At 72.5% G+C, this 25,607-nt stretch carries 25 protein-coding genes; 9 read left to right on the forward strand and 16 right to left on the reverse strand.

Annotated elements, in window-relative coordinates; all coding sequences use genetic code 11:
* Window positions 1–74 precede the first annotated feature (74 nt).
* Window positions 75–1,223, reverse strand: a complete 1,149-nt coding sequence (locus ACFY29_RS14845; RefSeq protein WP_386986117.1) for an acyl-CoA dehydrogenase family protein — start codon at window positions 1,221–1,223, stop codon at window positions 75–77.
* An 81-nt stretch (window positions 1,224–1,304) separates the two neighbouring features.
* Window positions 1,305–2,837, reverse strand: a complete 1,533-nt coding sequence (locus ACFY29_RS14850; protein WP_386986119.1) for an acyl-CoA carboxylase subunit beta — start codon at window positions 2,835–2,837, stop codon at window positions 1,305–1,307.
* Window positions 2,838–3,029: 192 nt separating this feature from the next.
* Here ACFY29_RS14850 and ACFY29_RS14855 point away from each other — a divergent pair, with 192 nt between their 5' ends.
* Window positions 3,030–3,602 (forward strand): snapalysin family zinc-dependent metalloprotease, encoded by a 573-nt coding sequence (locus tag ACFY29_RS14855; RefSeq protein WP_386986122.1) that lies wholly within the window; start codon window positions 3,030–3,032, stop codon window positions 3,600–3,602.
* Window positions 3,603–3,662: 60 nt separating this feature from the next.
* Here ACFY29_RS14855 and ACFY29_RS14860 read toward each other — a convergent pair whose 3' ends face one another.
* From ACFY29_RS14860 to ACFY29_RS14880, 5 genes are all read right to left on the reverse strand, one after another.
* A complete protein-coding gene (locus tag ACFY29_RS14860) occupies window positions 3,663–4,583 on the reverse strand; it encodes a hydroxymethylglutaryl-CoA lyase (RefSeq protein WP_386986125.1) in 921 nt (306 codons plus the stop codon).
* A gap of 142 nt (window positions 4,584–4,725) precedes the next feature.
* Window positions 4,726–6,093 (reverse strand): acetyl/propionyl/methylcrotonyl-CoA carboxylase subunit alpha, encoded by a 1,368-nt coding sequence (locus tag ACFY29_RS14865; RefSeq protein ID WP_386986128.1) that lies wholly within the window; start codon window positions 6,091–6,093, stop codon window positions 4,726–4,728.
* 72 nt (window positions 6,094–6,165) lie between these two features.
* Entirely contained in the window at window positions 6,166–6,765 is a 600-nt protein-coding gene (locus ACFY29_RS14870) for a TetR/AcrR family transcriptional regulator (RefSeq protein WP_328422099.1), read from the reverse strand.
* A gap of 121 nt (window positions 6,766–6,886) precedes the next feature.
* Complete coding sequence (locus tag ACFY29_RS14875; RefSeq protein ID WP_386986132.1) at window positions 6,887–9,799, reverse strand: hypothetical protein; 2,913 nt, start codon at window positions 9,797–9,799, stop codon at window positions 6,887–6,889.
* A gap of 2 nt (window positions 9,800–9,801) precedes the next feature.
* Entirely contained in the window at window positions 9,802–11,589 is a 1,788-nt protein-coding gene (locus ACFY29_RS14880; protein ID WP_386986785.1) for an HSP90 family protein, read from the reverse strand.
* 120 nt (window positions 11,590–11,709) lie between these two features.
* Between ACFY29_RS14880 and ACFY29_RS14885 the strand changes: the two genes are divergently transcribed.
* Complete coding sequence (locus tag ACFY29_RS14885) at window positions 11,710–12,969, forward strand: MFS transporter (RefSeq protein ID WP_386986135.1); 1,260 nt, start codon at window positions 11,710–11,712, stop codon at window positions 12,967–12,969.
* Here ACFY29_RS14885 and ACFY29_RS14890 read toward each other — a convergent pair.
* Complete coding sequence (locus tag ACFY29_RS14890) at window positions 12,869–13,426, reverse strand: VanZ family protein (protein WP_386986138.1); 558 nt, start codon at window positions 13,424–13,426, stop codon at window positions 12,869–12,871. The two genes, ACFY29_RS14885 and ACFY29_RS14890, sit on opposite strands and share 101 nt — an antisense overlap.
* A 9-nt stretch (window positions 13,427–13,435) precedes the next feature.
* Window positions 13,436–14,620, reverse strand: a complete 1,185-nt coding sequence (locus ACFY29_RS14895; protein ID WP_386986141.1) for an FAD-dependent oxidoreductase — start codon at window positions 14,618–14,620, stop codon at window positions 13,436–13,438.
* 80 nt (window positions 14,621–14,700) lie between these two features.
* On the opposite strand from ACFY29_RS14895, the gene ACFY29_RS14900 reads away from it, so the two are divergent.
* The 3 genes from ACFY29_RS14900 to ACFY29_RS14910 all read left to right on the forward strand — a co-directional run bounded on the left by ACFY29_RS14900 (window position 14,701) and on the right by ACFY29_RS14910 (window position 17,090).
* Entirely contained in the window at window positions 14,701–15,282 is a 582-nt protein-coding gene (locus ACFY29_RS14900) for a TetR family transcriptional regulator (RefSeq protein WP_386986144.1), read from the forward strand.
* A gap of 69 nt (window positions 15,283–15,351) precedes the next feature.
* Window positions 15,352–15,909 (forward strand): SigE family RNA polymerase sigma factor, encoded by a 558-nt coding sequence (locus ACFY29_RS14905; RefSeq protein ID WP_328422086.1) that lies wholly within the window; start codon window positions 15,352–15,354, stop codon window positions 15,907–15,909.
* Window positions 15,906–17,090, forward strand: coding sequence for a hypothetical protein (locus ACFY29_RS14910; RefSeq protein WP_386986146.1), 1,185 nt, complete (start codon window positions 15,906–15,908; stop codon window positions 17,088–17,090). Before ACFY29_RS14905 ends, ACFY29_RS14910 begins: the two co-directional genes overlap by 4 nt.
* Before the next feature lie 67 nt (window positions 17,091–17,157).
* Here the strand turns inward: ACFY29_RS14910 and ACFY29_RS14915 are convergent, their stop codons facing one another.
* The 3 genes from ACFY29_RS14915 to ACFY29_RS14925 form a co-directional block, all read right to left on the reverse strand.
* On the reverse strand, window positions 17,158–18,060 hold the full coding sequence (locus ACFY29_RS14915) for a sulfurtransferase (protein ID WP_328422082.1): 903 nt from the start codon (window positions 18,058–18,060) through the stop codon (window positions 17,158–17,160).
* Window positions 18,061–18,147: 87 nt separating this feature from the next.
* On the reverse strand, window positions 18,148–18,594 hold the full coding sequence (locus ACFY29_RS14920; protein WP_386986149.1) for a hypothetical protein: 447 nt from the start codon (window positions 18,592–18,594) through the stop codon (window positions 18,148–18,150).
* A gap of 2 nt (window positions 18,595–18,596) precedes the next feature.
* Entirely contained in the window at window positions 18,597–19,364 is a 768-nt protein-coding gene (locus ACFY29_RS14925) for an SGNH/GDSL hydrolase family protein (RefSeq protein ID WP_386986152.1), read from the reverse strand.
* 288 nt (window positions 19,365–19,652) lie between these two features.
* Between ACFY29_RS14925 and ACFY29_RS14930 the strand changes: the two genes are divergently transcribed.
* From ACFY29_RS14930 to ACFY29_RS14945, 4 genes are all read left to right on the forward strand, one after another.
* Window positions 19,653–21,422, forward strand: a complete 1,770-nt coding sequence (locus ACFY29_RS14930) for a proline--tRNA ligase (protein WP_386986155.1) — start codon at window positions 19,653–19,655, stop codon at window positions 21,420–21,422.
* A 56-nt stretch (window positions 21,423–21,478) separates the two neighbouring features.
* The gene (locus ACFY29_RS14935) at window positions 21,479–21,904 is read left to right on the forward strand and encodes a CBS domain-containing protein (protein ID WP_328422074.1); all 426 of its coding nucleotides are present in this window, start codon (window positions 21,479–21,481) and stop codon (window positions 21,902–21,904) included.
* Window positions 21,905–21,979: 75 nt separating this feature from the next.
* On the forward strand, window positions 21,980–22,408 hold the full coding sequence (locus ACFY29_RS14940) for a SufE family protein (protein WP_355601099.1): 429 nt from the start codon (window positions 21,980–21,982) through the stop codon (window positions 22,406–22,408).
* 20 nt (window positions 22,409–22,428) lie between these two features.
* Window positions 22,429–23,070 carry a DsbA family oxidoreductase gene (locus tag ACFY29_RS14945; protein ID WP_328422070.1) on the forward strand — a complete coding sequence of 214 codons (642 nt, stop codon included), beginning with the start codon at window positions 22,429–22,431 and terminating at the stop codon, window positions 23,068–23,070.
* An 80-nt stretch (window positions 23,071–23,150) separates the two neighbouring features.
* Here the strand turns inward: ACFY29_RS14945 and ACFY29_RS14950 are convergent, their stop codons facing one another.
* From ACFY29_RS14950 to ACFY29_RS14965, 4 genes are all read right to left on the reverse strand, one after another.
* Window positions 23,151–23,699, reverse strand: coding sequence for a YbaK/EbsC family protein (locus tag ACFY29_RS14950; protein ID WP_328426197.1), 549 nt, complete (start codon window positions 23,697–23,699; stop codon window positions 23,151–23,153).
* Between the two features lie 95 nt (window positions 23,700–23,794).
* A complete protein-coding gene (locus tag ACFY29_RS14955; RefSeq protein WP_328422068.1) occupies window positions 23,795–23,989 on the reverse strand; it encodes a hypothetical protein in 195 nt (64 codons plus the stop codon).
* A 37-nt stretch (window positions 23,990–24,026) separates the two neighbouring features.
* On the reverse strand, window positions 24,027–24,809 hold the full coding sequence (locus ACFY29_RS14960) for an SDR family oxidoreductase (RefSeq protein ID WP_386986161.1): 783 nt from the start codon (window positions 24,807–24,809) through the stop codon (window positions 24,027–24,029).
* Between the two features lie 135 nt (window positions 24,810–24,944).
* On the reverse strand, window positions 24,945–25,598 hold the full coding sequence (locus tag ACFY29_RS14965; RefSeq protein ID WP_386986164.1) for a GAP family protein: 654 nt from the start codon (window positions 25,596–25,598) through the stop codon (window positions 24,945–24,947).
* Window positions 25,599–25,607: the final 9 nt, after the last annotated feature.

Consider the following 25,607-nt stretch of genomic DNA (forward strand, 5'->3'; position numbering starts at 1 on the left):
ATATCCGACAGCCGACCGGGCACCCCTACCCGAAGCGACCGGCCGATCGGGCGCCGGCCGGCTCGGGGGACCGGTCAGAGACCCAGATCGCGCGCGATGATCATGCGCTGCACCTCGCTGGTGCCCTCGCCGATCTCCAGGATCTTGGAGTCCCGCCAGAACCGGGCCACCGGGTACTCGTTCATGAAGCCGTAGCCGCCGTGAATCTGGGTCGCCTCCCGGGCGTTGTCCACCGCGATCGTGCTGGCGTGCAGCTTGGCGATGGCGGCCTGCCGCTTGAACGGCTCGCCGGCCAGCATCCGGGCGGCGGCGTCGTAGTAGGCCAGCCGGGCGGTGTGCGCCTTCAGCTCCATGTCGGCGATCTTGAACTGAATCGCCTGGTTGGCACCGATCGGCCGGCCGAAGGCGTGCCGCTCCTTGGCGTACTTGATCGACTCGTCGACGCAGCCCTGGGCGAGGCCGACGGCCAGCGCGGCGATGGCGATCCGGCCCTCGTCGAGAATCTGCAGGAACTGGGCGAAGCCCCGGCCCCGCTCGCCGAGCAGGTTGGCGGCCGGCACCCGGCAGTCGTCGAAGGTCAGCTCGTGGGTGTCCGAGGCGGTCCAGCCCACCTTGGAGTAACCCGGTGCCACGATGAACCCCGGCGTACCGGTCGGCACGATGATGGTCGACAGCTCCTTCGAGCCGTCCGGGTTCGTACCGGTCACCGCCGTGACGGTGACCAGGGCCGTGATGTCGGTGCCCGAGTTGGTGATGAACGCCTTAGAGCCGTTGATCACCCAGTGGTCACCGTCCAGCACCGCCCGCGTCTGGGTGCCGGCGGCGTCCGACCCGGTGCCCGGCTCGGTGAGCCCGAAACCGGCCAGCGCCTCGCCGCTGAGCAGCTTCGGCAGCCAGGTCGCGCGCTGCTCGTCGGTGCCGAACCGGTAGATCGGCATCACGCCGAGCGAGACCGCCGCCTCCAGCGTGATCGCCACGCTGGAGTCGACCCGGGCCAACTCCTCCAGGGCGAGGCAGAGCGCGAAGTAGTCGCCGCCCATGCCGCCGTGCTCCTCGCCGAAGGGCAGGCCGAACAGGCCCATCTTGCCCATCTGCCGGATCACCTCGTACGGGAAGGTGTGCTGCTCGTAGTGCTCGGCGATGACCGGTGCGACCACCTCGCGGGCGAAGTACCGCACGCTTTCCCGCAGCGCCGTTTGTTCGTCGGTGAGCCGGAAGTCCATCTCATCCTCCTGTGTGGACGGGGCCGCCGGGCGCTCGTGACGCCGGGACGGTTCGCTGTGGCCGTTCGGTCGGTCGTCGGGTCAGACCGGGGTGACGCCGTGCCGGCGCCGGGAGAACTGCCGATCCTTGGTACGCGCCGCGGTGAACCGGCGGACCAGCTCGGTACGCAGGTCGTGCGGCTCGACGATGGCGTCCACCACCAGCTCGCTGGCGAGCCGGACGACGTCGATGTCCTGCTCGTACTCAGCGCGCTTCGCGGCCACGAAGGCGGCCCGCTCGTCCGCGTCCGGGATGGCGGCGATCTTGTTGGCGTAGACCGCGTTCACCGCGGCCTCGGCCCCCATCACCGCGATCTTCGCGCTGGGCAGCGCGATGGTGGCGTCCGGCTCGAACCCAGGGCCGGCCATCGCGTAGAGGCCGGCGCCGTACGCCTTACGGACCACCACGCAGATCTTCGGCACGGTCGCCTCGGAGATCGCGGTGATCATCTTCGCGCCGTGCCGGATGATGCCCTGCTTCTCCACGGCGCTGCCCACCATGAAGCCGGGCACGTCGCTGAGGAAGAGCAGCGGCACGTTGAACGCGTCGCAGAGCTGCACGAACCGGGTCGCCTTGTCGGCCGAGTCGACGAAGAGCACGCCGCCCTTGAACATCGAGTTGTTGCCGACCACGCCGACGACCTCGCCGTTCAGTCGGCCGAAGCCGATGGTCAGCTCCTTGGCCCAGAGCGCCTGGATCTCGAAGAAGGAACCCTCGTCGAGCAGGCCCTTGACGTACCGCCGCATGTCGAACGCCTGCCGCTCGCTGGCCGGCACCAGCGCGGCCAGGTCGGCCTTCGCGGGCGCGGCCACCGCCTCGGCGGCCGGCGGCGCCTGGGTCCAGTTGGCTGGCAGGTACGACAGGTAGCGGCGCACCACGTCGAGCGCGTCGGCCTCGGTCTGGCAGAGGAAGTGCCCCACGCCGGACTCGGCGGTGTGCACCTTGGCCCCGCCCATCGCCTCCAGGGTGGTCTTCTCGCCGGTGACCATCTCGACCATCCGGTCGGAGCCGAGGTACATGCTGGCGTTGCCCTCGACCATGGCCACCACGTCGCAGAACGCCGGGATGTACGCCCCGCCGGCGGCGCTCGGGCCGAACAACGCGCACACCTGCGGGATCGAGCCCGAAGCGCGAACCTGGTTCCAGAAGATCTTGCCGGCGCCGCGCCGACCGGGGAAGAGGTCGACCTGGTCGGTGATCCGGGCGCCGGCCGAGTCGACCAGGTAGACCATCGGCACGCTGGCGCCGTACGCCCGCTCGATGATCCGGATGATCTTCTCGACCGTGCGGGCGCCCCAACTGCCGGCCTTGACGGTGGAGTCGTTGGCCATCAGGCAGACCTGCCGGCCGTCGATGGTGGCGGTGCCGGTGACCACGCCGTCGGCGGGCAGCCCGTCGGCAAGCGCGTTGGCGTAGAGGCCGTCCTCGACGAAGGAGCCCTCGTCGACCAGGAGCGCGACCCGCTCCCGGGCGAAGAGCTTGCCCTTGGCGGCGTTCGCCGCGTGGTACTTCTCCGCGCCGCCGGCCCGCACGCGCTTGCGGAGCTGCTCCAGCGCCTCACCGTCGAGCGTCACGCTGACTCCCTCGCCGCATTGAACTGAACGATCGTTAGGCTATCGCATCCGTGCGGCGCTCGGCGACCCGCTGGGCGGATCGGACGGCGGAAGAGGCCACCTCCCGGCCGCGCCTTCAAAAAGAAGCATTGAAGTACATGGATGTATGTCGCTAGGCTCCTGACACCCCCTCCTCCCGGATTGGAGTCAGCGATGACCTCACGACTCAATCGGCTCGCGGTCGCGTTGCTCGCGACGGCACTCACCACCCTCGGCGTCACGGTCGCCAACCCGTCGCCCGCGTCCGCCGCCATGACCATCTGCTACAACACCAGCCAGGCGGGAAGCTACGCCAGCACCGCCAACCAGGCCGCCTCGATCTGGAACAACGCCACGTCGAACCTGACGCTCTCGGCGAACTGCGGCTCCAACCTCCGGATCTACCGGATCACCGGCGGCGGCTCGTACGCCGTCCGGACCAGCCTCGGCAACGGCCGGGTCTACATCGACACCCAGCAGGCCGCGCAGTACAGCGTGCTGCGAATCATGACCCACGAGATCGGGCACATCCTCGGCCTGCCGGACAACTACAACGGGAACTGCTCGCTCCTGATGTCCGGCGGCAGCGCCGGCACCAGCTGCACCAACCCGTACCCGAGCACCGCCGAGGCGAACCGGGTGACCAACCTCTTCGCCGGCACCTTCGCCACCGAGCGCAGCACAGACCGCGCCGGAGCGGACATCTTCCGCGACAGCTGGCCGAGCGTGCTCACCCCGGTGGGCTGATCGACCGGACACGACGGAGGGGCCGGCACGATGCCGGCCCCTCCCCGCGTTCCTGAACGGTCAGCTCGGCATCGGCGTCAACCGGGTACGGGGGCCGGCGCGCAGCACCCCGGACGGGAGCTTCTTGCCCAGCAGGTGCTCGGCCAACTCGGCCGCCTCGATCAGGGCGGCCAGGTCGATGCCGGTGTCGATGCCCATGTCGTGCAGCATGTGCACGGCCTCCTCGGTGGCCAGGTTGCCGCTGGCCCCCGGGGCGTACGGACAGCCGCCCAGGCCGCCCACGCTGGCGTCGAACTCGGTCACCCCCAACTCCAGCGCGGTCAGCAGGTTGGCCAACGCGGTACCCCTGGTGTTGTGGAAGTGCAGCAGCACCGGCACGTGCGCGTTGCGGTCGCGTACCGCGGTCAGCAGCTCGCGGACCCGGCGCGGAGTGCCCATGCCGGTGGTGTCACCGAACGCCACCCGGTCCGCGCCGTCGCGGACCACCCGGTCCACGATGCCGGCCACCCGCTCCGGGTCGATGTCTCCCTCGTACGGGCAGCCGAAGCTGGTCGCCACGATCACCTCGACCCGCGCGGAGGCTCCGTGCAGCAGGTCGATCAACTCGGCGATGTCGTCCAGGGACTCGTCCGTGGTCCGGTTGACGTTGCGCCGGTTGTGCGTGTCGCTGGCCGAGACCACCACCTCGATCTCGGTGAACCCGGCGGCGAGTGCCCGCTGGGCGCCCCGGGTGTTCGGCACCAGAGCCGAGTAGCGCACCCCGTCGGCCCGCACCGCCCGCTGCCACACCTCGTCGGCGTCGGCCATCTGCGGGATCGCCTTCGGGTGCACGAACGACACCGCCTCGATCCGGCGTACGCCGGTGCCGGAGAGCGCGTCGAGCAGGCGCACCTTGGCGTCGGTCGGGATCGGGTCCTCGTTCTGCAGCCCGTCCCGTGGCCCAACCTCGCGAATGGAGACGAAATCCGGCAGGTCCGCCATAAGGGGTCACCTCACTGTGACGTCGTGCTGTGCTGAAGTTCCCCCAGCATGCCACTCCCGCCACCACCGGCGTTGATCAAGAGGTTTGCGTCATCCGTGGCCGGGATCCTGACGCAAACCTCTTGATCAACAGGGTCGGGGGTCAGCGCATGCGGGAGACGATGCCGGTGTCGTAGGCGCCGGAGAGGAACTCCTCGTTCTCCAGGAGCTCTTTGAAGAATGGAAGGTTGTTCTTCGGGCCCTCGATCTGGAAGCCGGCCACGGCCGTGCGGGCGCGGGCGATCGCCTGCTCGCGGGTGTCGCCGCTGACGATCAACTTGGCCATCAGGCTGTCGTAGAACGGGGTGACGGTGTTGCCTTCGGTGTAGCCGGAGTCCACTCGGACCCCTTCACCGGTGGGTTCCACCCAGGTCCGGACCACGCCCGGCCCGGGCAGGAAGCGCTTCGGGTCCTCGGCGTTGATCCGCATCTCGATGGCGTGCCCGCGCGGGGTCAGCGCGTCTGGGTCGAACGTCGGCGCCAGCCCCGACGCCACCCGCAACTGCTCCTCGACCAGGTCGACGCCGTAGACGTACTCGGTCACCGGGTGCTCCACCTGCAGCCGCGTGTTCATCTCCAGGAAGAAAAATTCATCGGAATCGGGCACAGCGCCAGCAGCGTCCCGCTGGCGCGGGACCAACAGGCATTCCACCGTGCCGGCGTTGCGGTAGCCGACCGCCTCACCCGCGCGCACCGCGGCCGCCAGGAAACGCTCACGCAGCTCCGGCGAGACCGCCGGGGACGGAGACTCCTCGACCAGCTTCTGGTTGCGCCGCTGCACCGAGCACTCCCGCTCGCCGAGCGCCACCACCCGGCCGTCGGCCAGGCCGAGGATCTGCACCTCGACGTGGCGCACCCGGGGGAAGTACCGCTCGATCAGCACCGAACCATCGCCGAACATCCGCTCGGCGAACGCGCGCACCTTGTCGTACTCGGTGCGCAGCGCGGCCTCGTCGACGGCCACACCCATGCCCATGCCGCCGCCACCGGCTGCGGCCTTGACCATCACCGGGTAACCGATCTCGCTGGCGGCGGCCACCGCCGTGTCCAGGTCGGCGGCCGGGTCGGTGGTGCCAGGCGCGACCGGAATGCCGGCCGCCGCCATCAGGTTCCGAGCGTTGATCTTGTCGCCCATCGCGGTGATCGCGTCCGCGCCGGGACCGACCCAGATCAGACCGCTCGACTCGACGGTACGGGCGAACTCGGCGTTCTCCGACAGGAAGCCGTAGCCGGGGTGGATGGCCTGCGCACCGGTCGCCTTCGCGGCGGCGAGGATCGCCTCGGTGTTGCGGTAGCTCTGCGCCGGGTTCGGCGGACCGATGAGGACCGCCTCGTCCGCCTCGGCGACGAACGGCAGGTGGGCATCGGCCTCCGAGTACACCGCGATCGCGCGAATACCGAGCCGCTTGGCGGTCCGGATGATCCGGCGGGCGATCTCGCCCCGATTGGCGACCAGCAGTGACTCGATCATGTTTCCTCCCAGCGTCCAGGGGTTGGGACGGTAGTCAGGGAACCACGACCGGTGCCTTACTGACGAGTCGGCTCAGGCGAGCAGCGCGGCCAGGGTGGCGTCGCGCAGCAGCTCGGCACGGCGTCGGCGGTCCACCTCGCCACCGAGGAACGGCGTCGAGTTCATCAGGCCGAACGCGGCGTGCGCCAGCACCCGCGCCTCCCCGTCGGGCATGCCGGGGTGCAGCGCGGTGAGCACCGTCACCCACTCCTCGACGTAGAGCCGTTGCAGCCGGCGGATCCGTCGCCGCGGCTCGTCGGGCAGGCGGTCCAGCTCGTGCAGATGCAACGCGATCACCGCCGGGTTGGCCAGCGCGAACTCGACGTGAAAGTCGATCAGCGACTCCAGCGCAGCGCGCGGGTCATCCGGGTGCCCGGCGGCGCGCTCCCGCCCACCGGCCAGCAGCCCGTCGCTGACCGGGATCAACGCGGCGGCCAGCATCGCCTCCTTGCCGGCGAAGTGGTGGTAGAGCGCCGGACCGGTGACCCCCGCCGCCGCGCCGATGTCGTCCATCGACACACCGTGATAGCCGCGGGCGGCGAACAGACCGACCGCGATCTCCAGGATCTCGTCCTTGCGGGACCGACGCCGGCCCGCACCCGCCGCACCCCGTGCCTGCTGCTCCACCGTCACCGGGCAAGCCTAGACCGCGATCTGCCTCCGGTGGAGCGGTGGTTACCGCTCGGTTACTCACACCTCCGGTGCGGTTGCCCCCTCCCCGACCTGCTCGCAAGGGATCGGCCCGCTGGCGGGTTCAGTCGTCCGGGTCGACGTTGTGCTCCGTCCGCAGCGCCGTGGCCTCCTCAGGCCGACCGAGCAGGTCCAGCGCACGGGCCAGCAGCCAGGCCGTCTGGCGGACCGGCCGGGAGTCGGCCGGGAGCCCGCCGAGCACCCGGCGCAGCAGCGGCTCCGCCTCGGCCGGACGGTCCAGACGCAGCAACAGCTCACCGACGAGGATCTCCACCTGCGTGGCCTCCCCGAACGCCTCGATCGACCGCAACCGGTCGGGCACCCCGGTGAGCCGGTCCAGCGCGTCGTCCAGTCGATCATCCTCGGTCAGCACCCGCGCCCCGGCCTCGGCCGCCATCGCCAGCTCGTACGTCACCGGTGGCGACTGTTCCGGCTGCCCGGCCAACGTCGCCGCCAACCCGTCCACCACCTCGATGGCGCGTACCGCCTCCGGAATGTCATAGGACCAGAACCAGGCGTACGCCTCCCGCCGGCGCGCCCGCAGCTCGTCAAGCGGCAGGTCGGCCAGTCCGTACGCCGTCGCGGCGGTGGCGAACCGCTCGGCGGCCACCGCGTCCTGGTTGGCGTCGTAGAGGATCCCGCCCGCCTCCTCCAGCACCTGCGCGCGGAGCGGGAGGTTGTCCGGGCCGTCCAGGTTGCCGGCCAACTGCTCCAGCAGGGCCAGCGCTGGATCGATCTCGCCGAGCCCGGCGTAGACACCGGCCAGCATGTGCCGGCAGCGGTCCGCCTGCGCCTGGGCGCCGAGCCGGTCCAGACCGAGAACAGCCTCCTCGGCGACCTCGGCCGCCTCGCCGAGCCGGCCCACCATCCGGTACGCGTTCGCCAACTCCCAGCGCAGGAAGGCGTCCCCCTCCGCACCCCGCTCCACGCAGAGCGTCACCGCCTCGACGAAGTCGTCCACCGCATCGGCGGCCCGGCCGGTGGCGAGCAGCGCGCGCGCCCGGGCGACCCGGACCGGCAGCTCTGCGTCCGCCGGCGCCACCCGCAGCGCCTCGTCGCAGGCGGTCACCGCGTCGGCCGGGTCGTCCACCGTCCTGGCGTACGTCAGGCAGCCTGCCGTGACCAGCTCGCCGACGCCCAGCTCACGGCCGATCCGGCGGGCCTCGTCGGCGGCCGCGCCTGCCTCCGTCAAGCGATCGAGCTGCTCCAACAGGTGTGCCCGGTGCAACGCGATCCGGGCCGCCAGGTGCCGGTCGCCACCCGCATCGGCTGGCGCCCGGTCGAGCGCGGCGAGCGCGTCCGCCCACCGTTCCCGATGCAGCAGCGCCAGCGCCACCCGGTCGTGCCCAGCGGCCCGCTGCCGGGCGTCGCCGAGCTGGTCCAACGCCTCGGCGGCCGCAAGGACCAGCGTCAGCCCTTCCTCGGCGCCCTCGTCGGCCCGGGTCAACAGCACGCCGAGCCGCCCGGCAACCACCTGGGCGGGCAACTCCTCGGCCGCCTCCCGGTACAGGTCCAGTGCCGCCCGGTTCATCTCGATCGCACCGTCGATGTCGTCCTGGTCGCCACGCTCGGCCGCCCGCAACGCCATCCGGTGGGCGACCGTGCGCGGTGCCAGGTCGGCGGCGTTGAACCCGTCGTCGTAGGCCACCAGCGCCGCCCGGAACGTGGCCCGATCGTGCCGGCCCCAGCTCTCCTCGGCGAGGTCCAGCAGCTCGTCCGCTCCGGCACCGGCGGGCAGGGTCACCGTCGGCTCGCTGGCACCGGCCCGTGGCCGGCCGCCAGGGTCGGCCACGGTCGGTGCGGCACCCTGGTCGAGCGGGACCGCCGGCTCGGCCCCGGCCGGGCGGGTCGGGCGGTCGGGGCGACGACGGACGCTCGCGGAGAGCGGCAGGTGCTCGCCCTCCGGCCGCACGGCGATCCGCCGGGCGATCCACTCCGACTGGTGGCTGGTGCCGTTGCGGGCGTCGAAGCGGGCGGCCAGCCCGGTCGCGGTCTCCGCCAACTCGTCGGCGAGCGCCGACACCGGCACCTCCCCGGCCGGCTGGCCCTCGGCGGCCCGTCGGTACACGGTCGACGCGCCGACCCGACCGGCCTGGCGCAACGCGGCGGCAGAAGTCGCCGCGAAGTGCATCGCGGCGGCCGGCGACGGCGGCCGGTCCAACCAGTCCAGGTGCCGCTCGACCAGCTCCACCGCCCGCGCCTCGTTGCCGGTCAGCGTGCAGAACTCGATGTGGTCGCCGATGTCCCACAGGTCGGCGAGGTTGCTGCGCAGCCGTCGGTACGCCTCCCGGTGCGCGTCCCGCGCCGACTCACCCCGCCCGATACGCACGTACGGCAGGAGCAGCGCGGTGAGGATCGCCTGCGGCTGCTCGCTGCAGGTGAGCCGACCGGCGAGCACCGGCTCGGCCAGCGCCACCGCCTCGGCGTCCCGCCCGGCGTCGGCGAGGTAGGCCACCTGGCTCGTCGGGTCACAGCCGGCACAGTCGGAGAGCTCGTCGCGTGGGGTGGTCTGCCAGAGCCGGTACCAGTGCGCGGCGGCCTCGGCGTCGCCCACGTGGGAGGCGACCCGGAACCGGTGCTTGTGGACGGCCTGCAGGCTGTGCCCACCAGCCCGATAGCGCCGTTCCATGTCGTCCAGCACCGCGTACGTGCGGTCCAGCGGCACCTCCGGAAACTTCAGCAGACCGGACACCATTGACTTGAAGTGCCAGAGCAGCTGGTGCATGTGGCGCTGGTGATAGGGCTGCGGGTCCCTGTCGAACTCGGCTAGACACCAGGAGAAGGTCACGAAGGACTTCGCCGATTCGCCGCCGTAGATGTACCCGGTGGTGGCCTCCATTCGGGTGGCGAAGGCGAGGTGCCGGTCGTCGGAGGCGTCCGCCCGACGCAGCAGCTGCTCCAGCGCGGCGATCTGCCCCGCCCCGTGCGGCATGTCGCCGATGCCGCGCAGCACCCGCCACAGATCCTCGTCGCCCATGCTCACTCCTGTCCCGGCACGGCCCGGCCGAGCAGGCCGAGGAAGGAATCGTTCAGCAGCGCGGCGTCGGCCGCACGGATCGGATGGTGGCCGAGCAGCAACGCCTGCCCGTACAGCGCCTCGACGGCGAGCCCGACCAGCTCCGGGTCGGTCAGCGTGGTGACCCGGCGGACCAGCGGGTTGCGGTGGTTGAGCACCAACTGCGGGCGGTCCGGCGGGGCGGTGGCGGCGAGCGCGTCGAGCACCCCGCCCCACAGCTCGTCGGCCCGGTCCCGGCTGGCCGCGAGCTGGTCGTTGAACGCCGCGGACCGGCTGACCAGGTAGAGCGCCGGCAGCGAGACCGGGTCGTACGCCCGGATGACCACCTCGCAGCCGGAACGCTCGACGGCCCGCTGCGCGGCGGTGAGGAACGGCCGTAGCGCCAACTCCACCTGCGGGTCGAGGCCTTCGAAGCGGGTGGTGAGGTCGCTCGGCTCCAGCCGCTCGATCAGCACCGAGCGGTCCACCACCGGCAGCCGCTCGATCAGCTCGGTGTCGTACGTGTAGCCGGCGTTGACCACCGCCAGGTCCTGCGCGGCGGCAACGGCGGCGAGCTGGCGGAACTCGTCGAGGCTCGCCGCGTAGCGGAGCACCCCGTAGCGCTCCCGGAACTCGGCGAGGGTGAGCGTGCCGACGTTGCTGTCCATCGGCCACCACCGGTCGACCAGCCGGAGCATCTCGTCGTCGTGCAACGCCAGCGCCTTCACGCCGAGGTGGTGCACCTGGAGGAACTCGGCCAACCGGTGCGGGTCGTGCCGCGCCAGCCGGACCAGCCAGCCGCGTACCTGGTCGCCGAGCGCCTCCCGGGTCTCGGTCAGCAGGGTGTCCTCGTAGAGGGCCTCCCGGCTGGCGGTGGGGCGCAGCTCGCTGGCGTCCACCACGCAGTGCGCGAAGAACGCCCAGTCCGGCAGCAGCCCGTCGGCGTTCTCGGTGAGCAGCATCCGCTTGAGGTACACCCGGTGCCCGGCTCGGGCCGCCGGGTTCACCGGGGTGGGCAGGATGACAGCGACACCGGTCAGCCCGGCCTCCGGTACGGCCAGCGGCAGCACGTCGAACGGGTCGACGCCGAGCGTCTCCCGGGCGTACCTGATCAGCGCCGCGCGGTCGACCGGTGCTCCCGGCGTGGTCGGCCACGGCGGTTCGCCGGTGGTGGTGACCACGTCGCCGACCCGGACGGTGACCGGCAGCAGCGACCCGAAGAGCCGCGCCAGGTCGGTGACGGTCGGCGTGGTGAGCCACTGGTCGGCGTCGCGGCGGGGCACCAGCGTGACGGTGGTGCCCGGCTCGGCGCGGGCGGCCTCCGGCGGCGCCACCGTCACCGCGTAGCGGCCGTCGGCGTACCCGGTCCAGCGGACCGTGGGGTGCTCGCCGTGCCGGGTGAGCACCTGGATCTCGTCGGCCACCAGGAAGCAGGAGAGCAGGCCGATGCCGAACTGCCCGAGGAACTCGTGCCGGGAGAAGCCCAGCTCGTCCCGCTTGGAGCTGCGGCCGATGGTGGCCAGCAGCTCGTGCACCTGCGCCTCGGTCAGGCCGATGCCGGTGTCGTGCACCCGCAGCGTGCCGTCGCCGGTGATGTCCGGCGGCTCGATGCGGACCAGCGCGGGCGCGTCCGGCTCGGCGGCATGCCGGGCGGTGATCGCGTCCACCGCGTTCTGCAGCAGCTCGCGGACGTAGACCCGCGGGCTGCCGTAGAGGTGATGACTGAGCAGATCGACCACGCCACGGAGGTCGACCTGGAAGGTGTGGTCCACGCCTGAGTTCTCCCCGGTCCGGATGCCGGCGCCCACCGTACCGATGATCACCGCCGGGCGCGTCCCCCTTTCGCCCGGCGGCTTGACTCTCGACCCGGTCGAACCCGCACGGTCACCGGCATGACCTCCTCCGCTCTCGGTCGGGACTTCCGGCTGCTCTGGTCCGCCGCCGTCTCCTCCCGGCTCGGCGACGCGCTACGGACGCCGGCGCTGGCGCTGCTGGCTGCGACGCTCACCCGCGACCCCCGGATCATCGCGGCGGTCACCGTGGTCGGGCAGCTACCGCCGCTGCTCTTCGGCCTGCTCGGCGGCGTGTACGCGGACCGCTGGGACCGGCGGCGGACGATGGCCCTGGTGGACGGGGTACGCGCGGCCGTGGTGGGGGTGCTGGCCGTGGCGGTCGCCCTCGACCGGGCCGGCATCCTGGTGCTGCTGGTGGCCGCGTTCCTCCTCGCCGCGCTGGGCACCCTCTTCGACTCCGCCTCGTTCGCGCTGCTCCCCGCACTGGTGCCTCCGGCGGCGCTACCCCGGGCGAACGGCCGGCTCCAGGCGGGCACCGCGGTGGCCGGCGGTTTCCTCGGCGCGCCCGCCGCTGGCGTGCTCTTCGCCGTCGCCCCCGCCCTCCCGTTCACCATCGACGCCGTCACCTTCGCCGTGGCCGCCCTGCTCGTGCTGGCCCTCACCCCAACATCCGCTCCCCGCTTGGCGACGGGAGCGCGTCGCGGGTCGGTGTGGGGCGAGATCGTCGAGGGGCTGCGGTGGCTTCGCGCGCACCGGACACTGTGGCGGGTCACCCTGTTGGCGGCGGCGTGCAACCTGGCGATCAGCGGCGTGCTGGCGGTGCTGGTGCTCTACGCGCTGGACGTGTTGCGGGTGCCGCCGTCCGGGTACGGGCTGTTCGCCGCCAGTGCGATTCTCGGCGGCGTGGCAGGGGCGCTCGGGGCGGGTCGGCTCGCCGCCCGGTTCGGCACGGTGCCCGCGCTGTGCGCGGTGCTCGCCGCGCAGACCGTCGCGTTGACCGGGTTCGCGCTGGCTCGGCATCCGGTGCCGGGCGCGTTCGCGTTGGCCGTCTTCGCCGCCGGCACCGTGGTGTGGAACAGCCTGTGCGCGTCGTACGGGCAGCGGCACGTGCCGGCCGGGCTGCTCGGTCGAGTGGGTGCCGCCCAGCGGATGGTCGGGCTGCTCACCGCACCGGTCGGCGCGGCGCTCGCCGGGCTGGTCGCCGCGGCGTACGGAACGGTGCCGGTGGCGGGTGCGGCGGCCGGTACGTTCGCGCTGGTCACCCTCGCGGCGTGGTGGACACTGCGGCCGGTGCCGCCGGCTGACGCGCCCACCAGCGGCGGGACAGCAGCCCGCCCAGAGCCGCACCCGTCGCGTTGAGCAGCACGTCGTCCACCGAGGAGACGCGGCCGAGGTCCAGCGCGTACTGGAGGGACTCGACCAGCAGCGAACCGGCAGCGCCGAGCAGAAAGAGCCGACCGACGCTGGTCAGCGCGGCGAGGCGTACCGGGGCGAAGAAGCCCAGGGCGGCGAAGACCAGCAGGTTGCCGACCACCTGCACCACCGCGGTCGTCGGCGGTCCGGTGAGCAGGTCGGCCAGGTCGCGCAGCGGCACCGGGTTGACCTGCCGTGGCGCGTCGCGCGGGGTGAGGATCATCCACACCCAGGGCAGGGTGCCGGCGATCGCGCCCACCTCGACGATGCTGCGTCGCCACGCCTGACCGGCCGGCGCGTCCCGGCGCAGCCGGGCGAGGGCGGCGGTGACCAGGACCAACAGCGGCAGCCCGGCCAGCACGGCGCGCAGGACATCGCCCCAGTCCCGCCAGACCTGACCCACGGGCGCAGCCTAGCCCGGCGTCCGTTCCCGGTGGGACAGCCCGGACAGGCGCAGCGCGATCCGCCGACGGGCCGGCGGCACGACACCGAGCAGCCGGAGCAGAACGTCGCGGACCGGCCGGCGGGCCGGGGAGAGGGTGGCCAGCCGGGTCAGCCCGGCGGCGAAGCTCAGCACGTCCTCCGCCATCGGGCGCTGCCGGGCGGTGTAGTCGTCGAGCAGCGTCTCCGGGCCGCCGTCCAGCACGTCGGCCAGCGCGGTGCCGAGGGCCACCGCGTCGCAGATGCCGAGGTTCATGCCCTGCCCGCCGGCAGGGCTGTGCACGTGTCCGGCGTCGCCGGCCAGCAGCACCGGCCCGGACCGGAAGGTGTCGGCGATCCGGTGGTGCACCCGGAACCGGGAACCCCAGAGCACCTCGGTGACCCGGTCGGGTCGCCGCGCCGGGCCGCGCTCGTCGAGCAGTGCCTGGAGGTAGGCCGGATCCGGCTCGGCCGGAGCTGTCGGCACGGCGGCGACCAGCCGGACCACCCCGTCCGGGAGCGGCGCCCAGATCAGCGGCCCGGAGCGGGCGAGGAAGAGCGCCGCCTCGTCGCGGGGCAGGCTGCTGTGCACCCGGATGTCGGCGAGCACAAAGGACTCCTCGTCGCTCGGGCCGGTGAAGCCAATACCGGCCAACCGCCGGACCGTGCTGTGCAGGCCGTCCGCGCCGACCACGAACCGGGCGCGCAGCGCCTCCCCGTTGATCTGCGCGAGCACCCCGTGGCCGTTCCGGCTCAGGCCGGTCAGCCGGCACGGCCGTCGCACCCGGACGCCGAGGTCGGCCAACTGCTCGGTGAGCACCGCCTCGGTGACCGCCTGGGAGACCATCAGCGCGTAGGGAAAACGGGACGGCAATTGGTGGAACGGCACCGACAGCAGCACCCGGTCCCGGTCCCGGACGGTGAAGCGCGGCGCTCGCACCCCCTGGGCCACCAACGGCGCCGCGGCGCCGATCCGGTCCAGCACCTCCAGGGTGTACGCGTGCACGACGGCCGCGCGGGAGGTCGGCGGCGGGTCGGCCAGCTGGTCCAGCACGGTCACCTCGACCCCGCGTCGGGCCAGCGTCAGCGCGGTGGCGAGACCGGTGGGGCCGGCGCCCACCACCAGAACGTCCGTACTCGTGGGCAGCATGGCCACCTCCGGAACGATCGTTGCCAACACTTGTTGGCAAACACTTGTTGGCAACGTTAGGTCGCCGCTCATTGTGAGTCAACAGTCGTTGGCATACGGTCGTTGACATGACAGTGCCCGCCCGCCCGACCCCTCCCCGCCGCTCGGACGCCACCCGGGCGGCGATCCTGCGGGCCGCTCGCGAACGGTTCGCCGCCGACGGGTACGAACGCGCCACGATCCGGGCCATCGCCGCCGACGCCCGGATCGACCCGTCGATGGTGATGCGCTACTACGGCAACAAGGAGGGGCTGTTCGCGGCGGCGGCGGAGTTCGACCTACGCCTGCCCGACCTGACCGCCGTGCCGCTCGGGCAACTGGGCGAGATGTTGATCCGGCATTTCCTGACCCGGTGGGAGGGCGACGAGACGCTGACGGCACTACTCCGTACCGCCAGCACCAATCCGGGCGCGGCCGAGCGCATGCGCGACATCTTCGCCGGCCAACTCATCGCGACCGTGGCCACCTTCGGCACCGACCCGGCAACCACCGCGCGCCGGGCCGGCCTGGTGGCCAGCCAGGTCCTCGGCCTCGCCTTCACCCGTTACATCGTCCGCCTGCCGCCCATGGTGGACATGGATCCGGATGAGCTGGTTTCCTGGATCGCACCGACCCTCCAGCGCTACCTGACCGGGCTGCCGGAGAACTGACCCAACCTTTTCCCCCTCCCCGTGCGTCTGGCAGGTGACGCGGGAACGCGACGGCCGGGAGGTGGGCGGATGGGACCGGCGGCGGACGACGGACGCGAGGGTTACCTCGCCTTCGTGGAGAGCCACCAGCACCGGCTGCTGCGTGCGGCCTACCTGATCTGCGGCAACCAGCACCAGGCCGAGGACCTCCTCCAGGACGCGCTGCTGAAGCTGGCACTGCGCTGGACCTCGGTACGCGACGGCGACCCCGCCGCGTACGTGCGAACCATCCTGTACCGGGACGCGGTGTCGTGGTGGCGTCGCAGGCGTCGGGAATGGCTCAGCGCCGCACCGCCGGAGCAGGTGGCGCCCGACCGCGACGGCACGCTGCGGCTGACGATGCACCACGCGCTGGGCCAGTTGCCACCCCGGCAGCGGGCCGTGCTGGTACTGCGTTACTACGAGGACCTGACCGAGGTCGCCACCGCCGAAGCGCTCGGGGTGACCGTCGGCACCGTGAAGAGCCAGTGCCACGCGGCGCTGCGCCGGCTCCGCGAGGTGGCCCCGGACCTGGCTCGGGACGCCCGGTCGGGCGAGGTCCCGGCTGCTCCCGGAGACCTGGCCACCGGTCTGGAGGTGAACCCGTGAACGAGCAGGACCTACGTCAACTGCTGACCGTCAGCGTCGAGGACGTCCGGCCCAGCCACCCCGCGGTGGCCGGCTGGGAGCGGGCCCGGCGTACCCGGCGTACCCGACGGTCCGTCGGCGCGGCGGCCCTGGCCGTGGCGCTGATCGGTGGCGGCACGGTGGCCGCGATGCGACCGCCCGCCGATTCGCCGCCGGACCACTCGGTGGCGCCGACGGTCGTGCCCAGCCACGCCGGGCCGGTGGTGCGCGCCCCCGCCGAGCTGACCTTTCCGCGTGATCCGCTGTCCCGGCTCGGTGACCCGGCGACCGTGCCGCTCTCCGCCCGGCCGGTCCAACGGGCACTGGCGCTGTTCCAGCCGATCGACTTCGAGGAGTACCGCGCGGACGGCCCCGTCCGGGTGCTCGGGGACGACGGCGTGGTGCGCAGTCTCGACGTGGTGACTCCGGCGCCCACCCGGGACGAGGGCGGCAACCAGGCGCCCGCCCTGAAGTCGGGAGTGCTGTCGCCGGACGGCCGGTCGGCCGCATTCGCGCAGACCAACGAGCTGATCATGGTCGACCTCACCACGGCGACCGTGCGCCGCATCCCGCTTCAGGGCTACCTGGAATTGGTGGTCTGGGCGAACGACCGGGTGTTGGTCGGCGGCGACGACCGGACGTACGCGGTGGACCGGGTCTCCGGCGCGGCCAGCGAGCTCGACGTCTCACTCTGGGACCTGGTCGCGCCCGACCCGGCGGCCGGCCGCGAGGCGGCGCTGGTCGAGGTGAGCGGCATGCGGGACAACCTGATCCTGCGCAGCCGGACCGCCCGCGAGGGCACGATCCGCTCCGAACAGAAGGTAACCGGTGCCGTGCTGCCGGTGCCGTACCAGGTCAACGAGTTCTACGGCCGGGGTTGGCTGCACGGCGAACGCCTGGCCCGCTCGGCGTGGATCACCAGCAGCGAGATCGACGGTGCCGAGGGGGTGGCCGTACTGGACGCCCGGACCGGTGCGGTGGCCCACGTGCTCGACCTGGGCCGGGACCGGTGGAAGGGCTGCTGCGAGGTGCTGGGCTGGGACAACCGCGGTGCCGTCCTGCTCCGCCTGCAACCGGGCGGCCTGGTGCGCTGGCACCCGGAGACCGGCGAGGTCACCGGTGTGGTCCGCGACCTGACCGGCATGGTGGCACTGGCCGGCTGAGCCCGTCCCCGCGCAACCGGATGGTCGCGCGGGGACAGGTGCTCAGGGGGTCAGGCGGCAGTGCCGGTCAGGCAGCGAGGCCGCCGGGCTGGTCGCCCTTTGCGACGGGAGCCCGGACCAGGTTGCCCCACTCGGTCCACGAGCCGTCGTAGTTGCGCACCTGCGGGTAGCCCAGCAGGTGCCGCAGTACGAACCAGGTGTGGCTGGACCGCTCGCCGATCCGGCAGTACGCGATCACGTCGTCGTCCGGGCTGAGCCCGAGTTGGTCGGCGTAGATCGCGCGCAGCTCGTCGGAGGACTTGAACGTGCCGTCCTCGTTGGCGGCGGACTTCCACGGCTTGTTGACCGCACCCGGGATGTGCCCGCCGCGCAGCGCGCCCTCCTGCGGGTAGTCCGGCATGTGCAGCATCTCGCCGGTGTACTCGCCCGGGGACCGGACGTCGACCAGCGGCCGACCCACGGCGATGTGCGCCATCACCTGCTCGCGGAACGCCCGCAGCGGCGTGTCGTCGCGCAGCGGCACCGGGTAGTCGGCGCGGGGGCGGGCCGGCTTGTCACGGGTCACCTCGCGCCCCTCGGCGATCCACTTCTGCCGGCCGCCGTCGAGCAGCCGCACGTCGGCGTGGCCGAAGAGGGAGAACACCCAGAGGGCGTACGCGGCCCACCAGTTGAAGTTGTCGCCGTAGAAGACCACCGTGTCGCCCCGGCCGATGCCCTTGGCGGCGCACATCTCAGCGAAGCTCGTGGCTTCCAGGTAGTCCCGGGTCACCTGGTCGTTCAGGTCCAGGTGCCAGTCGACCTTGACGGCACCGGGGATGTGACCCGATTCGTAGAGCAGTACGTCCTCGTCGGACTCGACCACCACGAGGCCCTCGTCGCCCAGGTGCTCGGCCAGCCACTCGGTGGTGACCAGCCGCTGCGGGTCCGCGTACGACTGGAGGCGGGGATCAGGATCGCTCGGCACAGACATGATCCCCAAGTTACGCCGCGATTCGACCTGGCGGCCGGCCATCGGGGATCGGGAGCCGCGGATGTGGCGGGCGGCACGTCGCGGTGGTCAGGCGCGACGGTGGGCGATCCGACCGGCGACCACAGTGACCAGGCAGGCACCGTCGGCGTCATGGACCGCCAGGTCGGCACGCCCGCCCGGGTTCAGCGCCGACGGGACGGCAGCGGACAGCACCACCAGGTCGCTCCGGTCGACGGCCGCCCGTAGCGCCGGGTCGGCGAGATGCTCTGCCAGCACCGCCGTCACCCCTCGCCGCAGCAACGCGTACACCCGCTCGCGCGGGGTGGGCGCCGCCGGCAGCGGGCCGTCGTGCAGCAGCCCCGGGCCCAGCGTGCCGGGCCAGCGGCGGACCCGCGCCCCGGCGTACGCCCCGCTCAACTCGGAGAGCGGACCGACGGCCTCGACGCGGTCGCCGCTGACCACCACGGCGTGGTCCGGCACCGGCTCGCCGTCGGGGGTGAGCCGCAGCAGGGGCGCGGTGTGCAGGGTGAGCACGCTCAGTCGACGATCGGCCCGAGCAGCGGGCGCTTGGCGGTGACGGTGTCGCCGGAGGAGCGACCGGTCAGCCGCCGCTTGATCCACGGGGCCAGGTGCTGACCGGCCCAGCGCAGGTCGGCCGCACGGGCGGCCAGCCACGGCGACGGCGCCGGGTGCGGCGGGACCAGGAGCCACTCCTCGTCGCAGCCCACCCCGAGTGCGTTCAGCACCTGCCCGGCGACCCGCCGGTGCCCGGCAGCGGAGAGGTGCAGCCGGTCGGTGCTCCAGAGCATCGGGTTGAGGAAGGTGTCGTCGGCGTACAGGTCGACCAGGATGGCGCCGTGCCGCTCGGCGGTCTCACCGACTGCCTGGTTGAGCAGGTCCACCCGGGGGGCCACGAGGCGTTGCCCGGGCAGCCGGGCCATCACGTCGGCGAACCGGAAGAGCAGCACGTCCGCGCCGCCCGAGCGCAGCTGCCGGACCACGTCGTCGAAGCGGGCGACCAGTGCGTCCGGGTCGAAGGTGCGGCGCAGCACGTCGTTGCCACCGGCCGCGAAGCTGATCAGGTCGGGTTTCATCGCCACGGCGGCGGGCACCTGCTCGGCGACCACACCGGGGAAGAGCCGACCCCGGATGGCCAGGTTGGCGTAGCGGAAGTCGGGACCCGCCTCGGCGGCGAGCCGGGTCGCCACCAGATCCGCCCAACCCCGGTAGGTGCCGTCCGGGTAGGCGTCGTCCATACCCTCGGTGAAGCTGTCCCCGACCGCGACATAACTGCGCCAGCGCACCCGCGCCTCCCTCACGCCACCCGTTGCCTGCGGCGACCAGTCTGTCACCGGGGGCGCGGCGGGCGGTGCCCCGATTTGGACGACGTGGCGGAGGTCATTGGTCACACACGGGGTGGCCCGTCCCCGTGGTACGGGCCACCCCGCGCAACCCGGCGGTCAGTCGAGCGCGTTGATGATCTGCATGTCCCGGAGGCTCGCCGGCTCCGGCCGCTCGCCGACCCGACAGTCGTGCCGCACACGGGACCGAATTGGATCGCCGACCCGGCGCGACGGCTCTAGGCTGCGCGAATGCTGCTACGCATGTCGACCCTGCTGCTGCGAACCCTGCGCGAGGACCCGGCCGACGCGGAGGTGCCGAGCCACCGGTTGCTGCTGCGCGCCGGCTACATCCGTCGCGCCGCACCGGGCGGGTACACGTGGCTGCCGCTGGGCAAGCTGGTGCTGGACCGGATCACCGAGGTGGTACGCGGCGAGCTGATCGCGATCGGCGACCAGGAGGTGCACTTCCCGGCGCTGCTGCCGGCGGAGCCGTACCGGACCAGTGGCCGGTGGGCGGAGTACGGCGACGACATCTTCACCCTCGCCGACCGGCGCGGCGCCGAGCACCTGTTGGCGCCCACCCACGAGGAGATGGCGGCGCTGCTGGTCAAGGACCTGTTCACCTCGTACCGGGATTTCCCGGTGACGCTGTTCCAGGTGCAGACGAAGTTCCGGGACGAGGCGCGGCCGCGGGCCGGTCTGCTGCGCGGCCGGGAGTTCCTGATGAAGGACGCGTACTCCTTCGACCTGGACGAGGACGGGCTGCGGGACGCGTACGGACGGCACCGGGCGGCGTACCGGCGGATCTTCGACCGGCTGGGGCTGGACTACACGGTGGTGCACGCGATGTCCGGGGCGATGGGCGGCTCGGCGTCGGAGGAGTTCCTGGCCGCGACGCCGGTCGGCGAGGACACCTTCGTCGGCTGCACCGCCTGCGACTACGCGGCGAACACCGAGGCGGTCATCACCCGGGCGCCGGCCGCCGGCGATCCGGCCGCGCAGCCGGCCGTCGAGGTGCACGACACCCCCGAGACCCCGACGATCGCCAGCCTGGTGGAGCTGGCCAACGCCCGCCGACTGGGCGGCCGGGACGGCTGGACCGCCGCCGACACCCTGAAGAACGTCGTGCTGAGCGTGCGCCAGCCGGGCGCGGAGCGGGCCGAGCCGCTGGTGGTGGGGCTGCCGGGTGACCGGGAGGTCGACCTGAAGCGGGTCGGTGCCGCGCTGCACCCGGCCCAGGTGGCCGTCTTCGAGGAGTGGGCCGAGCATCCGGAGCTGGTTCGCGGGTACATCGGGCCGCAGTTGCTCGACAAGCTGGGCATCCGCTACCTGGTCGATCCGCGGGTGGTGCCCGGCTCTGCCTGGTTGACCGGGGCGAACGAGCCCGGCCGGCACGCGACGGACGTGGTCTGCGGACGGGACTTCACGCCCGACGGCACGATCGAGGCGGCCGACGTACGGGCCGGCGACCCCTGCCCCGACTGCGACCGCGGCGAGCTGACCGTCCGGCGGGGCATCGAGATCGGGCACATCTTCCAGCTCGGCCGCCGGTTCACCGACGCGTTCGCGGTCGACGTGCTCGGCCCGGCGGGCAAGCCGGTCCGGCCGACCATGGGCTGCTACGGCATCGGGGTTTCCCGGGCGGTCGCGGCGATCGCCGAGCAGCACCACGACGACCGGGGGCTGGTCTGGCCGGCGGCGGTCGCGCCGTGCGACGTACACCTGATCGTGGCGGGCAAGGGACCGCAACTCGACGCGGCGCTGGAGCTCGGCGGGCGGCTCGACGCCGCCGGCCTGCGGGTGCTGGTCGACGACCGGACGCACGTCTCGGCCGGGGTCAAGTTCACCGACGCCGAGCTGATCGGCATCCCGCGCGCCGTCGTGGTCGGCCGCCGACTGGCCGACGGGTACGTCGAGTTGCGCGAGCGGTCCGGCGACGGGCGCACCGAGATGCACGTGGACGGTCTGGTGGAACGACTGGTCCACGAGGTACGCCGCGAACGTGGGAACCTGGTGTAGCGACCGCGTCACGGGGTACCGCAGTTCGATCGGTGAAAACGTCTTCGGAGGCTCTCATGACCAGTTACCGGGTCAGCGACGTGATGACCAAGCAGGTCGTGTACCTGTCGGCGGAGACCACCCTGGACGAGGCGGCCAGGGTGATGAAGGAGGCGGACATCGGCGACGTGGTGGTCACCGACGGCGCCAGCCTCGCCGGCATGCTCACCGACCGGGACATCGTGGTCCGGGCGGTGGCCGAGAACCGCTCGCCGACTGCCACCACCATCGGCTCGATCGTCACCCGCGAGGTGGTCATGATCGAGCAGCACTGCACGGCCGGCGAGGCGGCGACGCTGATGCGCGATCGGGGCATCCGGCGAGTGCTGGTCTGCGACACCGACCGCAAGCTGGTCGGGATCGTCTCGCTCGGCGACCTGGCCATGCAGCTCGACCCCACCAGCGCCCTCAGCGAGATCAGCGAGCAGTCTCCCACCGTCTGAACCGCAAACAAGGGTCCCTTCTGATCGCCTCGGGTAGCGGGAAGGGGCCCTTACCAACGGCGGTAGCCTCGACACATGGCTGACATGCCGGCCCGACTGGCCGAGATCGTCGACGAATTCGCCGCCGCGCCGCGCGACCTGGTGCTGGAGATGCTGCTCGAGTACGCCGACGTCATCCCGCCGCTCCCGGTCGACGCCGTCGAGCGCGAGGGCATGGAGCAGGTGCCGGAGTGCCAGACGGCGTTCTTCCTGCGTGCCCGGGTGACGCCGGAAAAGACCGTCGAGACGCTGTTCGACTGCCCGCCGGAGGCGCCGACCACCCGGGCGTTCGCCGGGATCCTGGCCGAAGGGCTGGCCGGCGCGAGCGCCGAGGAGGTGCTGGCCGTGCCGGACGACCTCTACCAGCGGATGGGGCTGGCACAGGCGATCAGCCCGCTGCGGATACGCGGTGGCACCGCGATCCTGGGCCGGCTCAAGCGGCAGGTCCGGGAACAACTCGGCTGAGCTGGGAGTTGGCACCGATCATGGAGATCGAGATCTACGCGGACGTCGTCTGCCCGTGGTGCTACATCGGCAAGCGCCGGCTGGAGGAGGCCCTCGCCAGCTACGACGGCGAGGTGACCGTCCGCTACCGGCCGTTCCAGCTCGACCCGTCGGCGGTGTCCGAGCCCCGTCCGCTGCTGGAGGCCATGGCCGCCAGGTTCGGCGGTGCGGAGCGGGCGCGGCAGATGTTCGCCCACGTGACCGAGGTCGCGGCGGGTGACGGGCTGCGGCTGGACTTCGACCGTGCGGTGACCGCGAACACCTTCGAGGCGCACCGGCTGGTCTCCTACGCCACCGACCACGGCCTGGCGGCCGAGATGGTCGAGGCGCTCTACCAGGCGTACTTCACCCAGGGCGTCGACGTCGGCTCCCGGGACGCGCTGGCCACGGTGGCCGGCGGAATCGGCCTGGACGTCGCCGACGTGCGCCGGTTCCTCGACTCCGACCAGCGGACCGCAGACGTCACCGCCGCGTTGGCCGCCGCCCGGGACCTGGGCATCACCAGCGTGCCGACCTTCGTGCTGGCCGGAAAGTACGCGGTCAGCGGTGCCCAGGAGACGCAGACGCTGCTCGCTGCGCTCGCCGAGGTCGAGCAGCGCGAATCGGCGGCGCACTCGCACTGATCAGGCCGTCACCAACGACGGCCCCTCGGTATCGACCGACGTGATGTTTCACGTGTAACAGCATCGATGCCGATGCCTGGTCAGGCCGGCCTGGCCAGGCCCTCCACCACCTGCGCTCCGGGCAGCGCACCCAGCGCCGGCCCGGGCAGCGCGATCTTGCTGTGCCGTACGCCGGAACCGATGATCACGTGTGGTGTGGCGATCACCCGCGCGTCAACGAGGATCGGCCACTGCGCCGGCAGCCCGATCGGGGTTATCCCGCCGTACTCCATGCCGGTCAACTCGACCGCGTCGTCCATCGGGGCGAAGCTCGCCTTGCGAACATCCAGTGCCCGGCGGGCCACCCCGTTCACGTCGGCCCGGGTGGTGGCCAGGACGATGCAGGCCGCGTAGCGGACAACACCCTCGCGCTTGCCGGCCACCACGACGCAGTTTGCCGACACGTCCAGCCCCACCTCGTACGCGGCGCAGAAGGCGGCGGTGTCGGCGAGGTCGGCGTCGATCGGCGCGACCAGCACGTCGTCGACGTCCACCGGCGCGTCGGCCGGCCACTCGGAGATGGCCGTCGCCACCGGCGGGGCGAGCAGGTCGAGGCGGGCACGGGCCGGTTCGGTCTTCAGCGTTCCCATCACGGGTGCGATCCTCGCACCCGCCACGCCCGAACCGCTTGGCGACTCCCGAGCCGGCACGCGGACCACCCGTCCGTGCCGAACCGACCGGCGGCTCAGCTACCGGCGAGGAACGCGTTCTCGCGCAGGAAGGTGCGGTCACGGGAAGCGGCCAGTTCCTCGGCCCGCAGGGCCTTGGCCCGCTGCAACTCCAGGTCCTCGAGCGCGTGCCGGACGCCCAGCCGGATCACGCCGTAGAGGAAGACGAAACCGGCGACGTAGAGAATGACGGTGATAACGACAGCGAACATGGCGTCACCGTAAGGCGAATGTGAACCCGGTTTCGTCTCATCTCTGCCGGGGTCCCCCGTACGTGTCAGCGAGGTGGTCGGCCCAGGTGCGAACGCCCCGGGGCAACGCCTCGGTGACCAGGCCACCCGCGCGCAGCTCGCGGCCGAGGCGGCCGGGGATTCGCACCGGCAGCAACGGTCGGCGTGCACCCCGGGCCTGCCGCCAGGCGTGGACCGCCTCGTCGAAGCGGAGCACCTGCGGCCCGCCGTACTCCTCGATCGAGCCCAGCGGGCCGGCGACCAGCCGGGCCGCCAGCCGGGCCGCCACCTCGGCCGGGTCGACCGGCTGGGCGAGCACCCCCCGGTCCCCGATCACCGGCCCCAGCCGCGCGCTGGCGGTCAGCATGTCGTCCAGGAACTGCGGGAACTGGGTGGCCCGCAGCACCGACCAGGGCACCTGGCCGGCCGCGATCACCTGCTCGGCGGCGAGTTTGTGCCGGTAGTACGGGATCGGCACCCGGTCCACTCCGACGATCGAGGTGTAGACCAGGTGCTGGACGCCCGCCGCGCCGGCCGCGACGACCAGCCGGCGGGTGCCGAGCACGTCCACCTGGTAGGTCTGCCGGCCCCGGGGAGAGGAGGCCAGGTGCAGCACTGCATCCATCCCGGTGACCGCCTCGGTCAGCCCGTCCCCGGTGGCCAGGTCGGTCACCACCCATTCCACCCCGGAGCCGGTACGCGGCCGCCTGCTGGTGGCCCGGACGTTGACCCCGTCGTCGCGCAGCCGGGCCAGCACCGCGTGGCCCAGGTGGCCGCCCGCCCCGGTGACCAGAACCCTCATCCCGTCCTCCCGTCCCGCCGCGAACCACGGCATACGCCGGCCCACCGATCCGTCCGACGCCCGGTCCGCGCCGCCCGTGGGCCCACCCGGTGATGACGGCACCCCGGGCAGACCCGTGACCGGTTGTGCGGCGGCTCACCCCGAGCGAGCCAGGTCCAGCACGGTCAGCAGCGCGAAGAACCCGATCAGCGCCTCGTTGACCACCCAGGCGTGCCCCTCGGCCCACTCACGCGTCCGGGCCAGCACCCGCGCGGCGCGATGCCCGAGCACCAGCAACGCCAGTAGCGGCAGCGCCAGCAAGGTCACCGTGAGCAGTACGAACGGCAGTAGATGCCACCACGGCAGGTTGTGCCGGGCCACGCTCGCCCCGACGGCGGCCATGGTCAGGTCGTCGGTGGGCGTCACCACGAAGAGCAGCGCGCCCAGCCGCAGCGCCTGGCCCGGGTTGGCGTGCCCGATCCTCCCCAGCCACCGCGGCGGCCCGGACCGGTGCCGACGCAGCCAGACCACCATGGCCAGGATGAGCAGCAGGGCGAGCACCACCAGGTCGATGGCCGGGCCGTGTTCGACCCGGCCGGCGACGGCGCTGGCGTCGGTGGCCACGCCGCCCACCAACCGGGTGAGCAACCAGCTCACGGTCACCCCGACGGCGACCACCAGCCCGGCACCGGCGAGGAAGCCCAGCGACGCCGCGCGGGGCCGGTCGGACGAGGCGAGAAAGACCGCTACGACCAACTGGGTCCCGGCGACCATCACCACGGCCAGTGGCAGGACGGCAAGGAAACTCATCGCCCGCCA

This window comes from Micromonospora sp. NPDC000668 (genome assembly GCF_042897975.1).
GTDB lineage: Bacteria > Actinomycetota > Actinomycetes > Mycobacteriales > Micromonosporaceae > Micromonospora.